This window comes from Pseudomonas oryzihabitans (genome assembly GCF_014522265.1).
GTDB classification, from domain to species: Bacteria; Pseudomonadota; Gammaproteobacteria; order Pseudomonadales; family Pseudomonadaceae; genus Chryseomonas; species Chryseomonas aestiva.
The window spans coordinates 2,368,512-2,392,376 of sequence record NZ_CP017024.1 but is presented as its reverse complement, the minus strand read 5'-3'; the positions used below and the strand labels follow the sequence as shown (position 1 = coordinate 2,392,376).

At 67.6% G+C, this 23,865-nt stretch carries 20 protein-coding genes and 2 pseudogenes; 6 read left to right on the top strand and 16 right to left on the bottom strand.

Annotation, left to right across the window (positions count from 1 at the left end; genetic code table 11):
* Positions 1 to 8: 8 nt before the first annotated feature.
* Genes modC through BGI51_RS23470 form a run of 5 tightly spaced genes read right to left on the bottom strand, consistent with a single transcriptional unit; the run spans position 9 to position 3,353 of the window.
* The gene (gene modC / locus BGI51_RS11020) at positions 9 to 1,085 is read right to left on the bottom strand and encodes a molybdenum ABC transporter ATP-binding protein (protein WP_187981151.1); all 1,077 of its coding nucleotides are present in this window, start codon (positions 1,083 to 1,085) and stop codon (positions 9 to 11) included.
* Entirely contained in the window at positions 1,082 to 1,759 is a 678-nt protein-coding gene (modB, locus tag BGI51_RS11015) for a molybdate ABC transporter permease subunit (protein WP_187981150.1), read from the bottom strand. The genes modC and modB overlap by 4 nt, the downstream gene beginning before the upstream one ends.
* A gap of 4 nt (positions 1,760 to 1,763) precedes the next feature.
* A complete protein-coding gene (modA, locus tag BGI51_RS11010) occupies positions 1,764 to 2,519 on the bottom strand; it encodes a molybdate ABC transporter substrate-binding protein (RefSeq protein WP_187981149.1) in 756 nt (251 codons plus the stop codon).
* Between the two features lie 22 nt (positions 2,520 to 2,541).
* Entirely contained in the window at positions 2,542 to 3,093 is a 552-nt protein-coding gene (locus BGI51_RS11005; protein ID WP_252977269.1) for a TOBE domain-containing protein, read from the bottom strand.
* Positions 3,094 to 3,110: 17 nt separating this feature from the next.
* The gene (locus BGI51_RS23470; protein ID WP_252977268.1) at positions 3,111 to 3,353 is read right to left on the bottom strand and encodes a winged helix-turn-helix domain-containing protein; all 243 of its coding nucleotides are present in this window, start codon (positions 3,351 to 3,353) and stop codon (positions 3,111 to 3,113) included.
* Positions 3,354 to 3,448: 95 nt separating this feature from the next.
* Between BGI51_RS23470 and BGI51_RS11000 the strand changes: the two genes are divergently transcribed.
* Complete coding sequence (locus BGI51_RS11000; RefSeq protein WP_187981148.1) at positions 3,449 to 3,877, top strand: TOBE domain-containing protein; 429 nt, start codon at positions 3,449 to 3,451, stop codon at positions 3,875 to 3,877.
* A gap of 280 nt (positions 3,878 to 4,157) precedes the next feature.
* Here the strand turns inward: BGI51_RS11000 and ettA are convergent, their stop codons facing one another.
* Positions 4,158 to 5,822 (bottom strand): energy-dependent translational throttle protein EttA, encoded by a 1,665-nt coding sequence (gene ettA / locus BGI51_RS10995; RefSeq protein WP_158893649.1) that lies wholly within the window; start codon positions 5,820 to 5,822, stop codon positions 4,158 to 4,160.
* A 211-nt stretch (positions 5,823 to 6,033) separates the two neighbouring features.
* Here ettA and BGI51_RS10990 point away from each other — a divergent pair, with 211 nt between their 5' ends.
* Both BGI51_RS10990 and glyA read left to right on the top strand, forming a co-directional pair.
* Positions 6,034 to 10,227, top strand: a complete 4,194-nt coding sequence (locus tag BGI51_RS10990; RefSeq protein ID WP_187981147.1) for a sensor domain-containing protein — start codon at positions 6,034 to 6,036, stop codon at positions 10,225 to 10,227.
* Positions 10,228 to 10,350: 123 nt separating this feature from the next.
* Complete coding sequence (gene glyA, locus BGI51_RS10985; protein WP_187981146.1) at positions 10,351 to 11,604, top strand: serine hydroxymethyltransferase; 1,254 nt, start codon at positions 10,351 to 10,353, stop codon at positions 11,602 to 11,604.
* Between the two features lie 207 nt (positions 11,605 to 11,811).
* Here glyA and trxB read toward each other — a convergent pair whose 3' ends face one another.
* Positions 11,812 to 12,786, bottom strand: coding sequence for a thioredoxin-disulfide reductase (trxB, locus tag BGI51_RS10980; RefSeq protein ID WP_133862163.1), 975 nt, complete (start codon positions 12,784 to 12,786; stop codon positions 11,812 to 11,814).
* 299 nt (positions 12,787 to 13,085) lie between these two features.
* On the opposite strand from trxB, the gene cysZ reads away from it, so the two are divergent.
* Positions 13,086 to 13,838, top strand: coding sequence for a sulfate transporter CysZ (gene cysZ / locus BGI51_RS10975; protein ID WP_187981145.1), 753 nt, complete (start codon positions 13,086 to 13,088; stop codon positions 13,836 to 13,838).
* Positions 13,839 to 13,912: 74 nt separating this feature from the next.
* On the opposite strand, the pseudogene BGI51_RS10970 reads toward cysZ, so the two are convergent.
* The 5 genes and pseudogenes from BGI51_RS10970 to rutA all read right to left on the bottom strand — a co-directional run bounded on the left by BGI51_RS10970 (position 13,913) and on the right by rutA (position 17,517).
* Positions 13,913 to 14,436: pseudogene (locus tag BGI51_RS10970) on the bottom strand (flavin reductase).
* Between the two features lie 4 nt (positions 14,437 to 14,440).
* A complete protein-coding gene (gene rutD / locus BGI51_RS10965) occupies positions 14,441 to 15,226 on the bottom strand; it encodes a pyrimidine utilization protein D (RefSeq protein ID WP_187981144.1) in 786 nt (261 codons plus the stop codon).
* Between the two features lie 85 nt (positions 15,227 to 15,311).
* Positions 15,312 to 15,695, bottom strand: coding sequence for a pyrimidine utilization protein C (gene rutC, locus BGI51_RS10960; protein ID WP_187981143.1), 384 nt, complete (start codon positions 15,693 to 15,695; stop codon positions 15,312 to 15,314).
* A 6-nt stretch (positions 15,696 to 15,701) separates the two neighbouring features.
* Positions 15,702 to 16,430 carry a pyrimidine utilization protein B gene (gene rutB / locus BGI51_RS10955; RefSeq protein ID WP_133862167.1) on the bottom strand — a complete coding sequence of 243 codons (729 nt, stop codon included), beginning with the start codon at positions 16,428 to 16,430 and terminating at the stop codon, positions 15,702 to 15,704.
* Positions 16,430 to 17,517, bottom strand: a pseudogene (gene rutA, locus BGI51_RS10950) (pyrimidine utilization protein A). Before rutA ends, rutB begins: the two are co-directional and overlap by 1 nt.
* Positions 17,518 to 17,883: 366 nt before the next feature.
* Here rutA and rutR point away from each other — a divergent pair.
* Positions 17,884 to 18,564, top strand: coding sequence for an HTH-type transcriptional regulator RutR (gene rutR / locus BGI51_RS10945; protein ID WP_133862169.1), 681 nt, complete (start codon positions 17,884 to 17,886; stop codon positions 18,562 to 18,564).
* 8 nt (positions 18,565 to 18,572) lie between these two features.
* Here the strand turns inward: rutR and BGI51_RS10940 are convergent, their stop codons facing one another.
* Entirely contained in the window at positions 18,573 to 19,478 is a 906-nt protein-coding gene (locus tag BGI51_RS10940) for an alpha/beta fold hydrolase (protein WP_187981142.1), read from the bottom strand.
* A gap of 126 nt (positions 19,479 to 19,604) precedes the next feature.
* Here BGI51_RS10940 and BGI51_RS10935 point away from each other — a divergent pair, with 126 nt between their 5' ends.
* Positions 19,605 to 20,039, top strand: coding sequence for a GNAT family N-acetyltransferase (locus BGI51_RS10935; protein ID WP_187981141.1), 435 nt, complete (start codon positions 19,605 to 19,607; stop codon positions 20,037 to 20,039).
* A 13-nt stretch (positions 20,040 to 20,052) separates the two neighbouring features.
* Here the strand turns inward: BGI51_RS10935 and eutC are convergent, their stop codons facing one another.
* From eutC to eat, 3 genes are all read right to left on the bottom strand, one after another.
* On the bottom strand, positions 20,053 to 20,868 hold the full coding sequence (gene eutC / locus BGI51_RS10930) for an ethanolamine ammonia-lyase subunit EutC (protein WP_187981140.1): 816 nt from the start codon (positions 20,866 to 20,868) through the stop codon (positions 20,053 to 20,055).
* A 129-nt stretch (positions 20,869 to 20,997) separates the two neighbouring features.
* Positions 20,998 to 22,389, bottom strand: coding sequence for an ethanolamine ammonia-lyase subunit EutB (locus BGI51_RS10925; protein ID WP_187981139.1), 1,392 nt, complete (start codon positions 22,387 to 22,389; stop codon positions 20,998 to 21,000).
* A gap of 23 nt (positions 22,390 to 22,412) precedes the next feature.
* The gene (gene eat, locus BGI51_RS10920; protein WP_187981138.1) at positions 22,413 to 23,777 is read right to left on the bottom strand and encodes an ethanolamine permease; all 1,365 of its coding nucleotides are present in this window, start codon (positions 23,775 to 23,777) and stop codon (positions 22,413 to 22,415) included.
* Between the last annotated feature and the right edge of the window lie 88 nt (positions 23,778 to 23,865).

Below are 23,865 nucleotides of genomic sequence, written 5' to 3'. Positions count from 1 at the left end.
GTAAGGCATCAAGCCAGGACCGCCACCGACTTGAGCTGCGCCCAGACCCGGCTCCCCGGCTGCAACGCCAGCCGCTCCAGCGAATAGCGGGTGATCCGTGCCAGCAGCGCCGCGCCGCCCAGGTCCAGGCGCACCAGCACCTGGGCCGGCGAACGGGTCGGGGCGATCTCGGCGATGGTTGCCGGCAGCACATTGAGGATGCTGCTGTGCTGGCGCTCCAGGCTGAGGCTGACATCCCGCGCCAGTACCTTGATGCGCAGCGCCTGGCCGGGCGGTAGCGGGGCATGGGCCAGCAGCACGCGCTGCTCGCCGGCCAAGCCCAGGCTGAGCAGGCCGTAGTCCGGATCATGGCCGAGCACCCGCCCTTCCAGCACCACCCCGGCGTCATCGGCCAGGGCGATGGGCAGGTCGAGGCGCGCCAGTACCTCGGTGGTCGGCCCACTGGCCAGCACCCGACCCCGCTCCAGCAGCACCAGGTGATCGGCCAGTCGCGCCACCTCGTCGGGGGCATGGCTGACATAGAGGATCGGCAGCGCCAGCTCACGGGTCAGGCGCTCCAGGTAGGGCAGGATCTCCGCCTTGCGCTCGGCGTCCAGCGCCGCCAGGGGTTCATCCATCAGCAGCAGCCGCGGACTGGTCAGCAGCGCCCGGGCGATGCCGACCCGCTGGCGTTCGCCGCCGGACAGGCGCGCCGGCATCCGCGAAAGCAGTCCCTCGATGCCCAGCAGCTCGATGACCTGCTCTAGCGCCAGCCAGCGCTCGTCCGGCGCGACCCGCTGCCAGCCGAACAGCAGGTTGCGGCGCACGTCCAGGTGCTCGAACAGATTGGCGTCCTGGAAGACATAGCCCAGGGCGCGTCGGTGCGGCGGCAGGAACAGGCCGCGGTCGCTGTCCTGCCAGGTCTCCCCGGCCACCACCAGACGCCCGCGGGCGGCGGGTTCGAGTCCGGCCACGCACCTCAGGCAGCTGGTCTTGCCCGAACCCGAGGGCCCAAACAGGGCGGTGACGCCGCTGCCTGGCAGGGCGAGGTCCACAGCCAGCACGAAGTCGGCATGCCGCAGTTCGAAGCGCGCGGCGAGACTCATGTCCAGGCCGACCGCCCGCGACGGCCATAGAGCAGCAGGAGGATCACGAAGGAAAAGGCCAGCATGCCGCCGGCCAGGAGATGCGCCTGGGGATACTCCATGGCTTCCACGTGATTGAAGATCTGGGTGGAGACCACCTGGGTCCGCCCGGGAATGTTGCCGCCGATCATCAGCACCACGCCGAATTCGCCCACGGTATGGGCAAAGCCGAGGATGGCGGCGGTGACGAAGCCCGGCCGCGCCAGCGGCAGCACCACGTGGAAGAAGGTATCCAGGGGACTGGCCCTCAGGGTGGCCGCGGCCTCCAGGGGACGCGGACCGATGGCCTCGAAGGCGTTCTGCAGCGGCTGCACCACGAAGGGCAGCGAATAGCACAGCGAGCCCACCACCAGCCCGGCGAAGGTGAAGGGCAACCGCCCCAGCCCCAGGGCCGAGGTCGCCTGTCCCACCCAGCCCTCCGGCCCCATGGCCAGCAGCAGGTAGAAGCCGATCACCGTGGGCGGTAGCACCAGCGGCAGGGCCACCAGGGCACCGACCGGCCCCTTGAGCCAGGAGCGGGTGCGCGCCAGCCACCAGGCGAGGGGCGTACCCAGCACCAGCAGCAGCAGCGTGGTCACGCTGGCCAGTTCCAGGGTCAGGCGGATCGCCGCCCAGTCCGCCGCGCTCAGGCTCATGGGATCACTGCCGGTAGCCGTAGGCCTTGAGCACCGTGGCCGCCTGGGGTCCCTTGAGATAGGCCAGCAGCGCCTTGGCTGCCGGCTGATCCTGGCCCTTGTCCAGCAACACGGCGTCCTGGCGAATCGGCGCATAGAGCTCGGCCGGTACGATCCAGGCCGAGCCTTCCTTGACCTTGCCGTCCTGATAGATCTGCGACAGGGCAACGAAACCCAGCTCGGCATTGCCGGTGGCGACGAACTGGTAGGTCTGGGTGATGTTCTGACCTTCCACCCGCTTGGCCGCGACCGCCTCGGTCAGGCCCAGCTTGGCCAGCACCTGGGTGGCGGCCAGGCCATAGGGCGCGGTCTTGGGATTGGCCACGGCCAGGTGGGCGAAGGCGTTCTGCTTGAGCACCGCGCCTTCGCTGTCCACGTAGCCGGTCCTGGGCGACCAGAGCGCCAGGGTGCCGATGGCATAGGTGAAGCGCGAGCCCTTGACCGCCGCGCCCTCGCTTTCCAGCTTGGCCGGGGTGCTGTCGTCGGCGGAGAGGAAGACCGCAAAGGGGGCGCCATTCCTGATCTGGGTGTAGAGCTGACCGGTGGCGCCGCTGGAAATCACCAGCTGATGGCCGGTGTCCCGGGTGAACTGCTCGCCGATGGCCTTGAGCGGTGCGCTGAAATTGGCGGCCACGGCCACCTGGACCTCGTCGGCCAGGGCGGGCGCGGCCAGCGTCGCGGTGAGCAGGGAAAGCAACAGGCGGGAACGGCTGGTGGTCATCGGATCGGGCTCCTTGGGATGGTCAGGATGCGCTCATCAGCAGGACGCTGGCGGCGCTGAAACAGGCGCAGGCGGCCAGGCCCGGGACGAGTCCCAGCTGGCGACTGCTAGTGGCGGTCAGGGTGGCGGTGACGCGGCGACCGGCCGGTAGCGCCAGCACCACCTCGTGGTTGATCGGTCCCTCATGGACGCGCTCGACCTCTCCCCACCACAGATTCTGCGCCGACAGGCGCAGCCCCGGATCGGTGCCGATCAGCACTGCCGAAGCCTTGACCAGGGCCACCACGGCGCGACCTGGCGCCAGGCCGAGCTGCGCGGCGCTGTCGCGGGTGACCAGGGCAGTGAGTCGCGTGGCATCGTCCAGGCACAGCACCACGGCGCTTTCCACATCGCCCTGTTCGAGCGCCTCGACCACGCCGGAAAACTGGTTGCGGGCGCTGCTGCGCCAGTTGAGGTTGAGCAGCAACTGGCGAAAATCGGCCACTTCGGTGCGACTGGCCTCGTCCAGTCCGGCCGCCACCTGGTCCAAAGTGTTCTGGTAGTGCTGCTCCAGCGCCCGATAGAAGGCCACCACCCGCTGGCCATAGGCGGTCAGCCGGGTGCCGCCGCCACCGCTACCCCCGTGCTGCGGGCGACCAGGGGCTGGGCGGAGAGGTTGTTGATCTGGTCCACCGCGTCCCAGGCCGCCTTGTAGGACAGTGGCACCCGCTTGGCCGCCTGGCTGATGGAGCCGGTGGCGGCGATGGCCTCCAGCAGACGAATGCGGGTCTGGGTCAGCTCGGCGCCGACACTGCTTTCCAGCGACAGATGGGCAATGAAGGGCGAGGCGCTCATGTCAGGGACTCCCGGCGTCCGGGTTGTATGACTACAACGCTCCGACCTAGAGTGGCGCCCTCTGCCTCTTCCCCAACGTTCAGGAGCGATATCCAATGAAGGTCAGTGCCCGCAATGTCTTCCCGGGAACCGTCAGCCAGGTGCGCGAAGGCGCGGTGAATGCAGAGGTGACCCTTACCCTGACCGGCGGTACCGAGCTGGTGGCCGTGGTTACCCTGGACAGCGTGAAGAGCCTGGAGCTGGCGCCGGGCACGTCGGCGGTGGCCCTGGTCAAGGCGCCCTGGGTGATGGTGATGAGCGCCGATAGCGGACTGCGCCTGTCGGCGCGCAACTGCCTGGCCGGAACCGTGGAGAGCATCAGCGATGGCGCGGTCAACGCCGAGGTGGTCATCGCCCTGCCCGGTGGCAGCCGCGTAGTGGCCATGGTCACCCGTGACGCGGTGCAGGAGCTGCAGCTGGCACCGGGCGTGGCCGCTACGGCGGTGTTCAAGGCGTCTCATGTGATCCTGGGGGTCCCGGCCTGATCCTGGGGGCGGCGGATCCGATCCGCCAGGGCGTTATAGCCTAAAGTATATAGCGTGAGACAAAAGAAAACGCCGGCAGGTTTCCCTGCCGGCGTTTCGCTTGGCGCTTGAGAAGCTATTCACGATCTCGCGAGCTAGAGACAAACAAGGCCTAGGCGGCCCTGCGAAAACCCCTGAGGAAGCGGAGCCCACACCGGTAAATGAGCATTCCGACGGGGCTGGCCACCCAGGGCATTTTCAACGCCGTTTGGCCGACGCGCAGCAGATCGTGGAGAGCTTTTTAGGCCAGCTTCTTGTACTTGACCCGCTTGGGCTGGGCCGCGGCCTCGCCCAGGCGCTTCTTGCGATCGGCTTCGTACTCGGTGTAGTTGCCTTCGAAGAACACCACGTTGGAATCGTCCTCGTAGGAGAGGATGTGGGTGGCGATGCGGTCGAGGAACCAGCGATCGTGGGAGATCACGATGGCCGCGCCGGGGAAGTCCAGCAGGGCGTCTTCCAGGGCGCGCAGGGTTTCCACGTCCAGGTCGTTGGAGGGTTCGTCCAGCAGCAGCACGTTGCCGCCCTGCTTGAGGGTCAGCGCCAGGTGCAGACGACCGCGCTCACCGCCGGAGAGGTCCTTGACGAACTTCTGCTGGTCGGCGCCCTTGAAGTTGAAGCGACCCACGTAGCTGCGCGAAGGCACCTCGTAGTTGCCGATCTTGATCACGTCGGAGCCGTCGGAGACCTGCTCCCAGACGGTCTTGGTGTCGGACAGATTCTCGCGGCTCTGGTCGACGCTGGCCAGTTGCACGGTGTCGCCGATCTCGATGCTGCCGGCGTCCGGCTGCTCCTTGCCCATGATCATGCGGAACAGAGTCGACTTGCCGGCGCCGTTGCCGCCGATGACGCCGACGATGGCGCCCTTGGGCACCACGAAGCTCAGGTCGTCGATCAGCAGGCGATCACCATAGCCCTTGCTGACGTTCTTGAACTCGATGACCTTGTCGCCCAGGCGCTGACCGGCGGGGATGTAGATCTCGTTGGTCTCGCTGCGCTTCTGGAATTCCTGGGACTGCATTTCCTCGAAGCGCTGCAGGCGGGCCTTGGACTTGGACTGGCGGGCCTTGGCACCGGAGCGCACCCATTCCAGTTCGGCCTTCATGGCCTTGGCGTGGGCGGCTTCCTGCTTGGCTTCCTGGGTCAGGCGCGCGGCCTTGGATTCCAACCAGCCGGAGTAGTTGCCTTCGAAGGGGATGCCCTGGCCGCGGTCCAGTTCCAGGATCCAGCCGGCGACGTTGTCGAGGAAGTAGCGGTCGTGGGTGATGGCCACCACGGTCCCGGGGAAGTCGTGGAGGAAGTGCTCCAGCCAGGCCACCGAGTCGGCGTCCAGGTGGTTGGTGGGTTCGTCCAGCAGCAGCATGTCGGGGGCCGACAGCAGCAGGCGACACAGCGCAACGCGGCGCTTCTCGCCACCGGAGAGCACGCCGACCTTGGCGTCCCAGGCCGGCAGGCGCAGGGCATCGGCGGCGACTTCCAGCTGGCGCTCCAGGTTGTGGCCGTCGGCGGCCTGGAGGATGGCTTCCAGCTTGGCCTGCTCGGCGGCCAGGGCGTCGAAGTCGGCATCCGGCTCGGCGTAGGCGGCATAGACCTCGTCCAGCCGGGCCTGGGCCTGCTTGATCTGACCGACCGCTTCCTCGACCACGTCACGAACTGTCTGCTCGGGATCAAGTTTCGGTTCCTGCGGCAGATAACCCACATTGATACCGGGCATCGGCCGCGCTTCACCTTCGATCTCGGTATCGACGCCGGCCATGATGCGCAGCAGCGTCGATTTACCCGCACCGTTCAGACCGAGCACGCCGATCTTGGCGCCGGGAAAGAACGACAGGGAGATGTTCTTGAGGATTTCACGCTTGGGCGGCACGACCTTGCCGACCCGGTGCATGGTGTAGACGTATTGAGCCATGGTGGGACCTTGGGACCGGAATGAAAAACAGGGGACACAGTATGGCGTCAGCAGCGAACGCTGTCGAAACCCCGCGCGACGAAAGCGCCGGTGCTGATCACGCGGAAAAAACCGGCGGAGACACCGTCCGGTCCCTTATCATAGGCCATCCCTGCCCCGCGGAATCGGGCGCAGCCGAACGGCCATCGCCTCTGCAGGAACGCAGTCCGTCGTGAACAGCCCGCCCTCCTCGCTGCCGGAAGAGCCGCTCGCCCCCGCTTCGCGACGCCTGACCCGCGGTCTGCTGATCCTCTCGCTGGTGGCCATGCTGGCCCTGATGTTCTGGCAGGCCCTCGCCAGCGTGGCCGAGCGCGAGACGCTGCGGCGCGAACAGCTGGATGGCCTGACCCGACAGCTGGCCAACACCGTCGAATTCGGGCTGGCGCTCAAGGCCCAGGCGGTGCGCAGCACCCTGCGCTGGTCGCTGGACCCCACCCTGCCGCTGGCCCCCAATCTGCTGCTCGGCCTCAAGGACTTCTTTCCCGGACTGCAACAGGTACGCTGGCTGCCGGCCAACGCCAACCTGCGCAGTGCGCGCCTGGGCGATACGCCGGACGCCGCCTTCATCCAGCAACTGATCGCGCGCGCCGGCCAGGCCGACTTCCGTTACGGCTACAACGGTCAGGCCACCGCGGCGCCCCTCTATGTGCTGCTGGCCGGCGATCCACAACTGCAGAATGGCTGGTGGGTGCTGACCAGCGCCCCCCTGCTCGAACCCCTGTGGCGGCCGACCCGGGTACCGTCCGGCCTCGACTGGCGTCTGGAAGATCGCTCCCAGGGCACCCTGCTGTTCCGCGGCGGAGAAGCCCCGGCGGCGAACAGCGTCGACGAGGTACGCCAGGAGCTGGCCTACAGCAACTGGCAGGTAGTGGGCAGCCATCCCGCCGAAGACATGGGCACCACGCTGCTGGGGGCCTCCTTCGGCCGCCTGGCGCTGTTCAGCCTGTCCGGCCTGGTGGCCGTCATCCTGCTCTATTTGCTGTTGCGCGAAGAACGTGGCCTGCGCGCCCTGACCCTCGCCTCGCGACGCGGCCTGCGCCTGGCCGGCATCGCGCTCAACGGGATCGAGGAAGCCGTCTGCATGACCCAGGCCGATGGTCGCCTGGTGCATGTCAACGCCACTGCCGCGCGGCTGCTGGGCATCGCCGCCAATGACGCCCAGCAATTCTTCCTCGCCAGCCTGCTGCCCGAGCTGGTCGCCCTGACGGCCGCCGAGCGTGACAGCGGCGCCCTGGTCACCCTGGCGGTGGAAGGCCAGCCGCGGCGCTTCGCGGTCAGCTGCCACGCCCTGGCGGACAGCCAGCCCAGTGTCCGGGTCCTGCGCGACCGCACCCAGACCCAGGATGGCTTCGTCTGGGTCTTGCGCGACGTCACCGAACAGCAGCGCAACCTGGAGACCATCCAGACCACCCGGCAGCGCTACGAAAGCATCTTCAACGGGGTGCACACCGGCATCTGCGTGGTGGATCTGAGCGCCGTCCAGCCGCACATGCAGGCCCTCGGCCTGGAGCGCCCCGAGCAACTGGCGGAGCTGTTCGCCCGCGAGCCCGAAGTCCTGGATAGCCTGGGCCGCCAGGTGCGCATCACCGAGATCAACCAGCGCGCCCTGGAAATGCTCGGCATCGAGCACCTCGACCAGGCCTGGGCGCGGCTGGTGGGTGACTCCCGCGTCCAGCTCGGTGGCAAGAGATACCGCCTGCTGGCCGGCCTGCTCTCCGGCCAGCAGGTACTGGAACTCGAGACCTGCATCGGCACTGCCGAGGGCGAACGGCACCTCTGGCTGACCATGCACCTGCCAGCCGACCCCCGGCACCTCGACGCGACCCTGCTCAGCCTCAACGACATCACCCAGCGCAAGCTCGGCGAATTGCGCCTGCTCGAGCGCGACAGCTTCTGGTCGAATCTGATCAGCGCCATCCCCGACACCCTCTATACCTATGACGTGGCCAGCGGCGAGCTGACCTACGAGAGTCGTTCGCTGGCCCTCAAGCTCGGCTATCCGCCGGAAGCCTTCGCCAGCCTCGGGCGCGCGCGCCTGCACCCGGATGACCTCGAACTGCACGAGCGGGTGGTGAGCATGCGGCCGACGCTCTCCGACCAGCCCAGCAGCAGCCTCTTGCGCTGGCAGCACCGCAACGGCGGCTGGCGCTGGTTCGACGTGCGCGAGCAGCGCCTCGCCCGTGCGGCGGACGGCACCGCGGCAAGCGTGGTCGGGCTGGCCCTGGATGTCACCGACATGGTGCGGGCCAGCGAGCGCCTGCGCGAAAGCGAGAATCGCTACCGGCAGCTGGCGGAAAGCATCAGCGACGTCATCTTCACCACCGACGCCCAGCTGGTGCTCAACTACATCAGTCCCTCGGTGGAGGAATTGCTCGGCTATCCCGTCGGCGAGCTGCAACAGCGCACCCTGGCCGAACTGGTGGTGCACTCGCGCCAGTGGCAGGAGGTGCGCCGCACCCTGCAGCGGCTGCTGCGCAGCCTCGACAATCCGCGCGCCCTGGCCGAGTTGCGCCGGGAACACTTCGCGCCCCTGTTGCTCGACTGCCTGCACGCCCAGGGCCACACCCTGCAGATCGAGCTGCGCCTCAAGCCGCTATGGGACGACCACGAGCGCTTCGCCGGTCTGCTCGGCATCTGCCGCGACATCTCCGCCCAGCGCCGCACGGAAAAGGACATGCGCATGGCGGCCACGGTGTTCGACCACTCCGCCGGCGCCATCCTGGTCACCGACCCGGCCGGCTACATCGTGCGGGTCAACCGCACCTTCACCCGCATCACCGGCTTCAGTCCCGAAGAGGTGTTCGACCAGCAGCCGATGATGCTCTGCGCGGACAAGCAGGAAGCCAACCAGCTGCAGCACGTGATGCAGCAGCTGCGCACCCAGGAGAGCTGGGAAGGCGAACTCTGGCAGCGCCGCCAGGACAACGAGCCCTACCCCTCCTGGGTCGGCATCACCGCCATCCGCGACGACGACGGCGACCTGATGAGCTATGTCTGCTTCTTCGTCGACATCAGCGAGCGCAAGGCCAGCGAAAGGCGCATCCACCGCCTGGCCTACTACGACGCCCTGACCCTGCTGCCCAACCGCACCCTGTTCCAGGATCGCCTGCACAACGCCCTGCAGCAGAGCCGCCACAACGGCAGCTGGGTGGTGCTGATGTTCCTCGACCTCGACCGCTTCAAGCCGATCAACGACAGCCTCGGCCACGCCGCCGGCGACCGCCTGCTCAAGGACGTGGCCATGCGCCTGACCGCCTGCGTCGGCACCGAGGACAGCGTGGCGCGCATGGGTGGCGACGAATTCACCCTGCTGCTGTCCGGTCTGGAAAGCCGCGAGGTCGCCCTGGCCCAGGCGATCCGCGTCGGCGAGCAGATCCTCTCCCAGCTGTCCGAGGCCTTCGTGCTCGAAGGCCGCGAATTCTTCGTCTCCGCCAGCATCGGCATCGCCCTCTCGCCCCAGGACGGCCATGAACTCAGCCAGCTGATGAAGAACGCCGACACCGCCATGTACCACGCCAAGGAGATGGGCAAGAACAACTTCCAGTTCTACCAGGCCGAGATGAACGCCCGCGCCCTGGAGCGCCTGGAACTGGAAGCCGATCTGCGGCACGCCCTGCTGCAGGGTGAATTCCGCCTGCACTACCAGCCGCAGTACCGTTGCGACAACCGGCGCCTGACCGGGGTCGAGGCCCTGCTGCGCTGGGAGCATCCGGTGCGCGGCCACGTCTCGCCGGCGGAATTCATCCCGGTGCTGGAAGAGATCGGCCTGGTGGTCCAGGTCGGCGACTGGGTGATTCGCGAAGCCTGCCGGCAGATGCGCGAATGGCACGCGGCCAGGGTGCGCATTCCCAAGGTCTCGGTGAATCTCTCCGCCCGCCAGTTCAGCGATGGCCAGCTCGGCCAGCGCATCGCCGAGATCCTCGCCGAGACCGGCCTGGCGCCGGCCTGCCTGGAGCTGGAACTGACCGAAAGCATCCTGATGCGCGACGTCGGCGAGGCCCTGCAGCTGCTGGGCGAACTCAAGAGCCTGGGCCTGTGCATCGCGGTCGACGACTTCGGCACCGGCTATTCCTCGCTCAACTACCTCAAGCAGTTCCCCATCGACATCCTCAAGATCGACCGCAGCTTCGTCGACGGCCTGCCCCACGGCGAGCAGGATGCGCAGATCGCCCGGGCCATCATCGCCATGGCCCACAGCCTCAATCTCTCGGTGATCGCCGAGGGCGTCGAGGAGCCGGCGCAACTGGAATTCCTGCGCCTCCATGGCTGCGACGAGGTGCAGGGCTTCCTCTTCGACCGTCCGCTGCCGCCGGATCTGCTGCGCGAGCGGCTGGAGCACCAGGGGCTGTTCCCCGTCCTGACATGAGACCGATGGCGGCGGCGCATGACCGGCGCTCATACCTCAGAGTTCCCGCGATGGGGTAGAATGTCGCCCCTCACGAGCCCGATCGGGCTCGCTCTTCGCCATGCCTCAGGGGACCCTGCCGCCATGTTCAGCCGTGAAACCACCCTCGCCCGCTTCGACGCCGACCTGTATGCCGCCATGCAGCAGGAAGCCCAGCGTCAGGAAGATCACATCGAGCTGATCGCTTCGGAAAACTACACCAGTCCGGCGGTCATGGAAGCCCAGGGCAGCGTGCTGACCAACAAGTACGCCGAAGGCTATCCCCACAAGCGCTACTATGGCGGCTGCGAATACGTCGACGTGGTCGAGCAACTGGCCATCGACCGCGCCAAGCAGCTGTTCGGCGCCGACTACGCCAACGTCCAGCCGCACTCCGGCTCCCAGGCCAACTCGGCCGTGTACCTGGCGCTGATCGAAGCCGGCGACACCATCCTCGGCATGAGCCTGGCTCACGGCGGTCACCTGACCCACGGCGCTACCGTGTCCTCCTCCGGCAAGCTGTACAACGCCGTGCAGTACGGCATCGACGAGCAGGGCCTGATCGACTACGCCGAAGTCGAGCGCCTGGCCCGCGAGCACCAGCCCAAGGTCATCGTCGCCGGCTACTCCGCCTATTCCCAGGTGCTGGACTTCGCCCGCTTCCGCGCCATCGCCGATGCCGTGGGTGCCTACCTGTTCGTCGACATGGCCCACTTCGCCGGCCTGGTCGCCGCCGGTGTCTATCCGAACCCGGTACCCTTCGCCGACGTGGTCACCAGCACTACCCACAAGACCCTGCGCGGCCCGCGCGGCGGCCTGATCCTGGCCAAGGCCAACGAAGCCATCGAGAAGAAGCTCAACTCGGCGGTCTTCCCCGGCGCCCAGGGAGGTCCGCTGATGCACGTCATCGCCGGCAAGGCGGTGTGCTTCAAGGAAGCCCTGCAGCCCGAGTTCAAGACCTACCAGCAGCAGGTGATCAAGAACGCCCAGGCCATGGCCGGCGTGTTCATCGAGCGCGGCTTCGACGTCGTATCCGGCGGCACCGACAACCACCTGTTCCTGCTCAGCCTGATCAAGCAGGAGATCACCGGCAAGGACGCGGACGCCGCCCTGGGTCGCGCCTTCATCACCGTGAACAAGAACTCGGTGCCGAACGATCCGCGCTCGCCCTTCGTCACCTCCGGTCTGCGCATCGGCACCCCGGCCGTCACCACCCGTGGCTTCCAGGAAACCGAGTGCCGCGAGCTGGCCGGCTGGATCTGCGACATCCTCGGCAACATGGGCGACGAATCCGTGATCGACGCCGTGCGTGAGAAGGTGCAGGCCGTCTGCGCCCGCCTGCCGGTATACGGCAAGTAAGAGGTCCGCCTTCCCCCTCTCCCCTGGGAGAGGGCCGGGGTGAGGGAAAACCCCAAACCACGAGCCCCGACCAATCGGCCGCGGCTCGCTGCATTTCCAGCAGGGTCGTCAAGGCCGCCAAGCCGGACCCCGGCGCACGCCGGAAGGCCCCGAAAACGAAAAACCCCGGCCAGTGCCGGGGTTTTCTTTGTCAGACGCTGCTCAGCCTCAGAGGACCTGCAGATCGCCCAGGCCGTCCAGGTAGCGCTCGGCGTCCAGGGCGGCCATGCAGCCGGCACCGGCCGAGGTGATGGCCTGGCGATAGGTGTGGTCGGCCACGTCGCCGGCGGCGAACACGCCGGGTACGTTGGTGGCGGTGGCATTGGCCTCGCGACCGCCCTTCACCACCAGGTAGCCGTCGTGGCTGTCCAGCTGGCCTTCGAACAGCCCAGTGTTCGGCGTGTGGCCGATGGCGACGAACAGACCGGCCACCTGCAGCTCTTCGGTACTGCCATCGTTGTTCTTGATCCGTACCCCGGTGACACCCATGTTGTCACCCAGCACCTCGTCGACGCTGGCGTTGAGCTTGAGCGCCATCTTGCCTTCGGCGACCCGGGCGCGCAGCTTGTCCTGCAGGATCTTCTCGGCGCGGAAGGTCTCGCGGCGGTGGATCAGGGTCACCTTGCTGGCGATGTTGGCCAGGTACAGGGCTTCCTCGACTGCGGTGTTGCCGCCGCCGACCACCGCCACCTCGCGGTTGCGATAGAAGAAGCCGTCGCAGGTGGCGCAGGCGGACACGCCCTTGCCCATGAAGGCCTCTTCGCTGGCCAGGCCCAGGTAGCGGGCGCTGGCGCCGGTGGCGATGATCAGGGCGTCGCAGGTGTAGGTGGCGCTGTCACCCTTGAGGGTGTAGGGCTTGCCACCGAAGTCCACGGCATTGATGTGGTCGAAGACGATCTCGGTCTCGAAGCGCTCGGCGTGCTCGCGCATCCGCTCCATCAGCGCCGGACCGGTCAGGTCGTGGGGATCGCCCGGCCAGTTGTCGACCTCGGTGGTGGTGGTCAGCTGGCCACCCATCTGCATGCCGGTGATCAGTAGCGGCTTGAGGTTGGCGCGGGCGGCATAGACCGCAGCCGTATAACCGGCCGGACCGGAACCGAGGATGATGAGGCGCGAATGGCGCGAGGTGCTGGCTTCAGACATGACATTCTCCCTGCCGGGATCTCCGGCAGACCTAAGAGTAGAGAGGCCGGCGCGCCCCATGGGCATGCCGGCCGGTGTGCGTGCGGAGCCGTTCCGCAGCGCCGGTCGCTCCTGGCGACGGCGCGACCGGCGCCGATAGGCGGACACCGGGTCCAGGGATGGGGCTCAGCCTAACGGGTACCGCCCCTCCACAGAAGCGACCATTCTAAATCCAGACCATAGGGCGCGCCTATGTCGACCGCTGCGGCAATCGAGCCCTGAGGTAAGCTGTGCATTCCCGCTCCCCGTCAGGAATCTTCATGGCTGTCGCTCCGCTGTCCGGCTCCGCCTATTTCGCCGAAGGGCTGCGCCTGGTGACTCGCCCCGGCATGCGCCGCTTCGTGGTCATCCCGCTCACCATCAATCTGCTGCTCTACGCGGCCATCCTCACCTTTGCCGTGCGCGGCTTCGAGGGCTGGCTGGAGCAGCTGATGCCGAGCCTGCCGGCCTGGGCGAGCTTCGTCGAATGGCTGCTCTGGCCACTGTTCGTGCTCCTGCTGCTGGCGATCATCTTCTTTACCTTCACGATGCTGGCCAACCTGGTGGCGGCGCCCTTCAACGGCTTTCTCGCGGAAAAGGTCGAGGTCATGGTACGCGGCCAGGACGATTTCCCGCCGTTCAATCTCGCCGAACTGGTCACCATGGTGCCGCGCACCCTGCAGCGTGAACTGCGCAAGCTGGGCTACTACCTGCCGCGTGCGCTGGGCCTGCTGGTGCTGACCTTCATCCCCGGTCTGAACCTGATCGCCGCGCCGCTGTGGATCCTGTTCGGCGTCTGGATGATGGCGGTGCAGTACATCGACTTCCCCGCCGACAACCACCAGCTGGATTTCCGCAGCATGCTCGCCTGGCTGCGCACCCGCCGCCTGCGCTGCCTGGGCTTTGGCGGGGTGACCTACCTTGCGCTGCTGGTGCCCGGCCTGAACGCCCTGTTCATGCCCGCCGCCGTGGCCGGGGCGACGCTCTTCTGGGTGCGTGAAGGGGGCGACAAGGCCCTGCTGGTGCGCACCTGAGGAGCGGGTTCGTCGGACGTTCTGACGCAGGTTGGCGCTGAGACGGCGCCAGCGCCGAAGTCCGGCAGCCCTGGCTAAGCCAGCTCGTGATAACGCCGGTCGAAGTACAGCAATCCGCCTTCGCCACCCGGCTCGGCCACCCCCAGCACCTCGCAGAGCAGCAGGTCGTGGCTACCCACCGACTGCACCTCGGCGATGCGGCAATCGCAGGCCACCAGGGCACCGTCCAGCACCGGTGCCCCGTGGCGAGGCGGGTCCAGCGCGCCGCGGCGAAGCGTTCGGCCATGGCGGTCTTACCGCCGAAGAGGTTGGCCAGCGCCTGCTGGCCGGCGGCCAGGACGTTGACGCAGAGCACGCCGTTGGCACTGAAGGCGGGGTGCACCGAGGCGCTGCGGTTGAGGCAGACCAGCAGGGTCGGCGGGGTATCGCTGACGCTGCACACGGCGGTGGCGGTAAAGCCGGCCATGCCGGCCGGACCATCGGTGGTGACGAGGGTGACCGCGGCGCCCAGGCGCGCCATGGCCCCGCGGAAGAGGTCGCGTTCGACCGGGGCGGCGGGGCTGGCGGCGGACAGGGGCAAGGCATGGGCAACGGACATGGCGTTACGCCTCCAGATCTTGGCTGAGATAGTCGAGCACCACCCGGTCGAAGGTGGCGGAATCGGTGACGCTGGAGGCGTGGCCGCCCCACTCCAGCAACTGGAAGCTGGCCCGGGGCAGACCCGCGGCCAGCCGCTGGGACGAGGTCCAGGGCACCAGGACATCGTCGCGATTGGCCAGCACCAGGGTCGGCACCGGGATGCACGCCAGCTCGGCGTCCAGGTCGAAGGCCAGCAGCGCGCCGATGCGCCGCAGGACATTGGCCTCGCCGGGGAAGTGCGCCAGGGCATGGGCTTCGTCGGCGGCCAGGCGCTCGCCGTGTTCGGCGATCCAGGTAGCCGGATAGAGAAAGATCGCCTGGGCCTGGACATAGGCCGCGGCGCCGCTGTCGCGCAGCAGGCGCTGGCGCAGGGCGAAGCAGCGCGCGGTATGCGCATTGGGTCGACTCCAGGCATTGACCAGCACCTGGCGGCGGATCAGGCCCGGACGCAGCAGACTGGCCTGCAGGCCCACCAGACCGCCCAGGGCATGGCCCATGAACAGGCACTCGCGCAGTTCCAGGCGATCGGCCAGGGCCAGCAGGTCCTCGGCCATATGCTGGATGCGATAGTCCGCCGGCAGGTCGGCCGGACTGCTGCCGGTGCCGGTCTGGTCGTAGACCACCACCCGGAATCTTTCGCCGAGGGCCGCCAGCTGCGGCGCCCAGAAGGCCCCGGCGCCGCCCAGCCCGGAGCTGAGCAGCAGGGTCTCGGCCGCCGGGTCCTGGCGGCCATGGAGTTCGAAGTGCATGGGCGGTCCTCGGTGGTTCAGTGGTTGGGGCTTCCCTTACCCCAGCCCTCTCCCAGAGGGAGAGGGGGTAGGTACGGCGCGGGAGCTAGCCGACATGGGCGATGCTGGCGATCTCGATCAGGGCGTCGGGCTTCACCAGGCCGCACTGGATGCAATAGCGCGCCGGCTTCTCGCCGGGAAAGAATTCGGCGTACACCGCGTTGATGGCGGCGTAGTTCGCCCAGTCGGTGAGCATGATCATGTTGAAGGTGACGTCGGCCATGCTGCCGCCAGCCGCCTCCACCACGCCCTGGATGGTGGTGAGCACGTGGCGTGCCTGGGCGGCGGCGTCGCCGACGTGGACCACGTTGTTCTCGGCATCGAACGGCAGGGTGCCGGAGACATAGAGCACGCCATCGGCCAGGCTGCCGGGCACGAAGGGGGCGATGGGGGTACCGGTACCGGCGGGGATCACGGCTTGCTTGGGCATGGTGGCTCAGTCCTTGGCGAAGGTGGTGTGGAAGTCGGCGCAGCTGGCGACCCAGCCGAAGAAGGTCTCGATGTTGAACAGTGCGGCCTCGTGGGCCGCACGAGGCCCGGCCTGATGGCAGGCGTCGTGCAGGCAGACGCCGAAGTATTCGAGGAAGAAGCCGTCCCTCAGGGTCGACTCCACGCAGACATTGGTGGCCACGCCGACGAACACCAGATTGCGGATGCCACGGGCGCGCAGCAGGCTGTCCAGGTGGGTGTTGTAGAAGCCGCTGTAGCGGGTCTTGGGCACCACCAGGTCCGCGGCCGCCGGTTGCAGCCGGTCGACCAGGGCATAGTCCCAGCCACCCCTGGCCAGCAGCTGCCCCTGCAGTTCGGGTCGCTTGCGCATGGTCTTGAGGGCATTGGATTTGTGCCAGTTGGGCGAACCCGGCCCGCCCGCCTCGCGATACTCCGGGTCCCAGCCATTCTGGAACCAGACCACCTGGATACCCGCGCCGCGGGCGGTCTCCACCACCGCAGCGACGTTCTCGATCACCGGGCCGGTGGCCGAGACATCGAAACCGGCCAGATCCAGGTAGCCACCCTGGCTGGCATAGGCATTCTGCATGTCCACCACGATCAGGGCGGTCTCGCTGGCCTTGAGCCGCAGCGGTTCGGGTCGCGCCGGCAGCGTCACGGCTTCGGTGTCGCTCGCAGGCAAGGCATAGCCCGCCAGGGTTTCCACGGCATTCATCAGGCACTCTCCTTGAGCAGGTCGACGTGACGACGGCTCTGCATCAGCGGCTGGATACGCTCGCCGAAGTCGGTCACGCCCTGGACGAAGTCGTCGAAGGTCAGCAGCACCCCACTGGCTCCGGGCACCTCGGCGATCTCGTCGAGCATCCGCGCCACGCTGGCGAAGGAACCCACCAGGGTGCCCATGTTGATGTTGACCGCCGAGGTCGGATCGGCCATCTGCCGCACGTTGGTGTCGCTGCCGGACTTGGTGTCGGCGGCGGCCTGGGCGCCCAGCCAGGCGATGGCCTCCTCGTCGGCACCGGCCTTGTAGTGCTCCCACTTGGCGCGGGCGGCCTCGTCGGTCTCGGCGGCGATGATCATGAACAGGGCGATGGAAGAGACCTCGCGCCCGGTCTTGGCGGTGGCCGCCTGCAGCCGCTCCACCGCCGGGGCGAAGGCCTTGGGCGTGTTGACGCCCTTGCCGAAGACGAAGCTGTAATCGGCGTGTTCGGCGGCAAAGGCCAGGCCGGCGTCGCTCGCCCCGGCGCAGACGATCTCCATGGGCGCCTGGGGTTGGGGACTGACCCGGCAGTCCTCCATGCGGAAGTGCGCGCCCTGGAAATCCGACTGGCCGGTGCCCCAGAGGTCGCGCAGCACCTGGGCGTATTCACCGAGGTATTGATAGCGGCTGGCGAAGAACTCATCCCCGGCCAGAGCCCCATCTGGCTGTATTCGGGTTTCTGCCAGCCGGTGACCAGATTGACGCCGAAGCGGCCACCGGAAATGCAGTCGATGGTGGCGGCCATCCGCGCGACGATGGCCGGCGGCAGGGTCAGGGTCGCGGCGGTGGCGAACAGCTTGATGCGCGAGGTCACCGCCGCCAGCCCGGCCATGAGGGTGAAGGACTCCAGGTTGTGGTCCCAGAATTCGGTCTTACCGCCGAAGCCGCGCAGCTTGATCATCGACAGGGCGAAGTCGAAGCCGTAGTGCTCGGCGCGCTGCACGATCTCGCGATTCAGCTCGAAGGTGGGCCGGTACTGGGGCGCGTTTTCCGACAGCAGCCAGCCGTTGTTGCCGATGGGAATGAAGACACCGATGTTCATCGCTCGCACTCTCCCGCAGTCAGGAATCGAGGCGCATCGAGATGCGCCGTGGCTGCAGGATCGGAGCAGAAAGCTTGCCAAGTCTTGAAATTTCAAGCCAATCAAACACTTGGGGGAAATCTAGAAATATATCCAGACCATTTGGTCCAGATCAGAGCACCTAGTTTGTGCAAGGCGCCCGAATCTGGGGCATGCAGGATGTCGGGCCATGCTAGAGTTTGGAGACCGGCGCGCTACCCTCTGGCGTCCGCCGACGATTCGTCACCAGGAAGGTGCGAATCTCAACGACCGCGCCTGAAGCCGGCCCTCCTGCTCGTCCAGCGGTCGGTCCGCGTCAGATGTCCAAGAAGGCCCAAGGAGCAGTTCGTGAGTCAGGCCAGTGATCCTCCGCCACGCAAGCCGCGTCAACCCAGCCCTGCCGCCCAGCAACGCCGGCAGCGTCAGATAGAAGCCAAGCGCGCCCAGATCCTCGGCGCCGCGCTCGATATCTTTTCCCGCTTCGGCCTGCACGGCGCCAGCCTGGATCAGGTGGCCCTGCAGGCAGACGTCTCCAAGACCAACCTGCTCTACTATTTCAGCAGCAAGGAAGAGCTCTATGTCGCCGTGCTGCGCCAGTTGCTGGCGACCTGGCTGAGTCCCCTGCGCACCTTCAGCGAAGACCAGGATCCCCTCGACGCCCTGCGCGGCTATCTGCGCCATAAGCTGGAGATGTCCCGCGACTATCCCGCCGAGTCCCGGCTGTTCTGCCTGGAGATGGTCCAGGGCGCGCCGCTGCTGCTGCCGGAATTGCAGGGCAGCCTGCACGATCTGATAGACGAGAAGGCCCGGGTGATCCGTACCTGGATCGATGCCGGCCGGCTGGCACCGGTGGACCCGTACCAGCTGATGTTCAGCCTCTGGGCCACCACCCAACACTATGCGGACTTCAGGGTCCAGGTGCAGGCACTCTGTGGCCGTACCCTGCAGGATCCAGCCTTCTTCGACGAGGTTCTGCGCGGCCTGGAAACCCTGCTCATCGACGGGCTGCGCCCGCGCCTCAGAGGCTGAAGCCCGGCTCAGGGCGCCAGGAAGAAGTCGGCGAACAGCTCGCTCAGTCTCGGCCAGAGCGGTGCCGGCAGGTCGTGGGCCATGTCGGGTATCAACTCGAAGCGGGCACCGGGAATGGTCCGGGCCACGGCGCGGCCACAGGCCGGACGCAACAGCGGATCCCGCGCCCCATGGACCACCAGGGTCGGCGCCTGGATGCGCCGGGCAAAGGGCCGCAGATCGCCGCTGCCGAGCAGGGCGAACAGCTGCCGCTGCACCCCGTCCACATCCACCCCGCGCGCCAGGATCCGTTGCACCAGTCGTTCGAGATCCACCTCGCGCTGCCGATAGCGCGGGCTCTCGATACCGCGCAGCAGGGCCTTCTGCCGGGCGAGCGCCGCTTCCGCCGGCAGATCGGTCGGCGGCCGCAGCAGCAGGCTGCCAAGCAGCCTGAACGAGGGCGGCGGCAACAGCGGCTGATTGGTCGACGAGAACAGGATGCCGAGCCGCGCGACCCGCTGCGGCCAGTCGGCGGCGAGGATCTGCGCGATCATGCCGCCCATGGAGCCGCCCAGCACGAAGGCGCGCTCCAGCCCCAGGTGATCGAGCAGCCCGACCGCATCGGCGGCCATGGCTTCCAGGCGATAGGGCACCGCACTGGGCTTGCCCAGTTGCGCCCGCCCCAGCACCGGCCACAGCGAAGGCGGCCGTCCACCCGGCCAGCTCAGCCGCGAGGACTGGCCGACGTCGCGATTGTCGAAACGGATCACCCGCAGGCCCCGGCGTACCAAGGCCTCGCAGAAGCCTTCCGGCCAGAGCAGCAGCTGGGCGCCAAAGCCCATGATCAGCAGCAGCGGCGGATCGGCGGGATCGCCCCAGTCCTCATAGGCCAGTTCGAGAGCACCGACCCGGGCGCGACCTTCACGTATGTCCATGGCTCCCCCGCGAAATGGGCAAAGGGTCATGCTACCCCAAGGCCGGCGCGGCGAAAGCGGCAGAACCCGGCGGTCACGCAGCGGTGCTGCGCTATGCTCGGGCAGACCCTTCCAGAGACCATCGCCATGCCCGCAGCGCTACTGGACTACCACCTGACCGACGAAGCGCGCGAAGACCTGCGCCAGGCCATCGCCGCGCCGCTGAGACGCTACAACGACAGCCAGGCTGGCCCGAGCGGCTACCGGGCCCTGGTCATCAGCCTGACCCGTGGCGGCGAATCCCTCGGCGGACTCTGGGGCTACACCAGCTATGGCTGGCTCTATGTGCAGTTGCTGGCGGTGGAGGAAGCCGCTCGCGGCCAGGGCGCCGGCCGCGAGTTGCTGCGGCGCGCCGAGGCCGAAGCCCTGGCCCGCGGCTGCCACGGCGCCTGGCTCGACACCCACGAATTCCAGGCCCGCGGCTTCTACGAGCGGCTGGGCTACGAGGTGTTCGGCGAACTGGCGGACTATCCGCCGGGCTTTGCGCGGTACTTCCTGCGCAAGACGCTCAAGGCAGGATGACGGCCAGTCCCGCTCATTGAGCGGTAAGGAAGTTGCCGATCCGGGCGTTCTCCTCGTCACCCTCCAGCAGCGGCACCTCGGCTTCGTCCTTGAGTTGCACGCCGGAGAGCTTGCGGCGATCCGCTTCGCGCATCAGGTAGAGCAGCTTGTGCGCCGCCAGGCCATAGGCGAGGCCTTCCAGCCGCACATTGGAGATGCAGTTGCGATAGGCGTCGTTGAGGCCCGGGCGCGGGCCGTAGGTGAAGTAGAGGCCGAGGCTGTCGGGCGAACTCAGACCAGGGCGCTCGCCGATCAGCATCACCAGCAGGCGCGCCTTGAGCAGCCCGCCGATTTCATCACCCACGGCTACCCGGCCCTGCTCCACCAGGGTCACCGGTGCCCAGCGCCAGTCCTCGGCCCCGGCCTGGTCGACCAGGCGCTCCAGGAACGGCAGCGCATGGCGATGCACCGCCAGGGCCGAGAGGCCGTCGGCGATGACTACGGCGACGTCGAAGCCCTCGGGATGCTCGGCGGCATAGGCGCCGAGTTCGCGAGCGGACTCCGCGGACAGCTTGCGCCCCAGATCCGGCCGTTGCAGATAGGTGTGGCGATCCGGCGCGGCGCTCTTCAGTACCAGGGTCTCGCGGCCTTGGGCAGTCAGGCCTTCGCGCAGCGCCTGGTGATCGAAGGCCAGGTGCACGGCATCGCGGGCCTGGGCATGGGCGGCCTGGAAGTCCAGCTGGGCGGCAGTGGGCAGGCTGGTGCCGGCGCGGCCCAGGGCGATGCGCGCCGGGGTCAGGCGACGCAATTCGGCCCAGGGGTCGGGACGGGCGGTGTCGTTAGGCTTCATCGGCAAGACTCCTCAGCTATTAGGTTCATCGCGGCCATGGGCCGCTCCTACGAGAGCATCTATCCCTGTAGGAGCGGCCCATGGCCGCGATAAGGCCGCATCGGCAAACCGCCATGGCCGCGATCCTCCCTAAATCTGCGCCAGCGCCCGCTGGAACGGCGCCGGCAAGCCCTCGCCCAGGCGAAAGCGGCCGTCTTCCAGGCGCAGGATGCCCAGGCGGTCGAGCCAGGCGGCGAATTCCGGCGCCGGTTGCAAGCCCAGCACCTGGCGGGCGTAGAGGGCGTCGTGGAAGGAGGTGGTCTGGTAGTTGAGCATCACGTCGTCCGACCCCGGGATGCCCATGATGAAGTTGATGCCCGCCGCGCCCAGCAGGGTCAGCAGCATGTCCATGTCGTCCTGGTCGGCCTCGGCATGGTTGGTGTAGCAGATGTCGCAACCCATGGGCACGCCGAGCAGCTTGCCGCAGAAGTGATCCTCCAGCCCGGCGCGGATGATCTGCTTGCCGTTATAGAGGTACTCGGGGCCGATGAAGCCGACCACGGTATTCACCAGCAGCGGTTTGAATTGACGGGCCACGGCGTAGGCGCGCACCTCGCAGGTCTGCTGGTCGACGCCATGGTGGGCCCCCGCCGAGAGGGCGCTGCCCTGCCCGGTCTCGAAATACATGAGGTTGTCGCCCAGGCTGCCGCGACGTTGCGACAGCCCGGCCTCGTAGCCTTCCTGCAACAGCGCCAGGCTGATGCCGAAGCTCTCGTTGGCGCCCTGGGTCCCGGCGATGGACTGGAACACCAGGTCCACCGGCGCGCCGCGCTCGATGGCGGCGATGCTGGTGGTGACGTGGGTCAGCACGCAGGACTGGGTGGGAATCTCGTAGCGCTGGATCACGGCGTCGAGCATCTTCAGCAGTTCGCAGATGCCGCTGGTGCTGTCGGTGGCCGGGTTGATGCCGATCACCGCATCGCCGTTGCCATAGAGCAGGCCGTCGAGAACGCTGGCGGCGATGCCGGCCGGATCGTCGGTGGGATGATTGGGCTGCAGCCGGGTCGACAGTCGTCCACGCAGGCCGATGGTATTGCGAAAGCGGGTCACCACCCGAACCTTCTGCGCCACCAGGATCAGGTCCTGGATGCGCATGATCTTGGACACCGCGGCCACCATCTCAGGGGTCAGCCCCGGGGCCAGGGCGGCGAGACTGGTCTCGTCGGCCGCCGCACCCAGCAGCCAGTCGCGGAAGCCGCCCACGGTGAGGTGGGCGACCGGGGCGAAGGCCTGGGCATCGTGCGTATCCAGGATCAGCCGGGTGACCTCGTCGGCCTCGTAAGGGATCACCGCCTCGCTGAGAAAGTGCTTGAGCGGCACTTCGGCCAGCGCCATCTGCGCCGCCACCCGCTCCACGTCGCTGCCGGCGGCGACCCCGGCCAGGACGTCCCCGGAACGCGCCGGGGTGGCCTTGGCCAGCAGCTCCTTGAGATCGGCGAAACGCCAGGTCTGGCCGCCCACGCTGTGCTGGAAACCGCTCATGCTACCTCCTCGGGTTGCGCTGCTCAGGCCTCGCCGAAGGCAGCGTCGGGTGCAATGTCGCCCTGTCTACGGCTGAGACCGCAGACCAGCGCGCCTATCACCATCAGCACCACGAAGACGCTGGCGATCACCGGGTTGTACCAGACCATGGCGACCAGGCAGACCACCGCCAGCACCAGGGCGATGGCCGGCACCACCGGATAGCCCGGGGCGCGGAAGGTACGCTCCAGGTTCGGCTCGCTACGGCGCAGCTTGAACAGACTGAGCATGCTCATGATGTACATGACGATGGCGCCGAACACGCTCATGGTGATCATGGCGGCGGTCAGGGTCAGGCCCTGCAGGCTGATCACGCCGTCGCTGAAGATGGCGGCGATGCCCACCACGCCACCCGCGAGCACCGCCCGGTGCGGGGTCTGGAAGCGCGACAGCTTGGCCAGGCCGCGGGGCAGGAAGCCGGCACGAGCCAGGGCGAAGAATTGCCGGGAATAGCCGAGGATGATGCCGTGGAAGCTGGCCACCAGGCCGAACAGGCCGATGCCCACCAGCAGGTGCAGCCACACCGAACCCTCGCCCACCACGCCCTTCATGGCCTGCGGCAGCGGGTCGTTGATGTTGGACAGGGCGCGCCAGTCGCCCACCCCGCCGGCAAAGATCATCACGCCGATGGCCAGGGTCACCAGGGTGAGGATGCCGGCGATGTAAGCCTTGGGAATGGTCCGCTTGGGGTCCTTGGCTTCCTCGGCGGCCATGGCCGCGCCCTCGATGGCGAGAAAGAACCAGATGGCGAAGGGAATGGCGGCGAACATGCCACCCACCGCGGCCAGGGAGAACTGATCCTGGCCAGCCCAGCCACCGCTGGTGAAGTTGGTCAGGCTGAAGCCCGGCGCCACTACCCCCATGAATATCAAGAGCTCGATCACCGCCAGCACCGTGACCACCAGCTCGAAGGTGGCGGCGATGCTCACCCCGAGGATGTTCAGCGTCATGAAGATGAAATAGGCCGCCACCGCGCAAAGCTTGGGATCGAGGGTGGGAAACTGCACGTTGAGGTAGGCGCCGATGGCCATGGCGATGGCCGGCGGCGCGAAGACGAATTCGATCAGGGTGGCGATGCCGGCGATGGTACCCCCCGTAGGACCGAAGGCGCGCCGGCTGTAGGCGAAGGGCCCGCCGGCATGGGGAATGGCGGTGGTCAGTTCGGTGAAGCTGAAGATGAAGCAGGTGTACATCACCGCCACCACCAGCGCGGTGATCAGAAAGCCCAGGGTCCCGGCGACGCCCCAGCCGTAGCTCCAGCCGAAGTATTCCCCGGAGATCACCAGCCCCACGGCGATGCCCCAGAGGTGCAGGGTGCCGAGGGTCGGCTTGAGTTTCTCGTTGGTCATGACAGGCCACTCCCCGTGTAGCGACGTGATCCGAATGGGTCACCGCGATCCCGCGACGCCCGGCTTTTTCGAGCTTAAACAGCTCGGG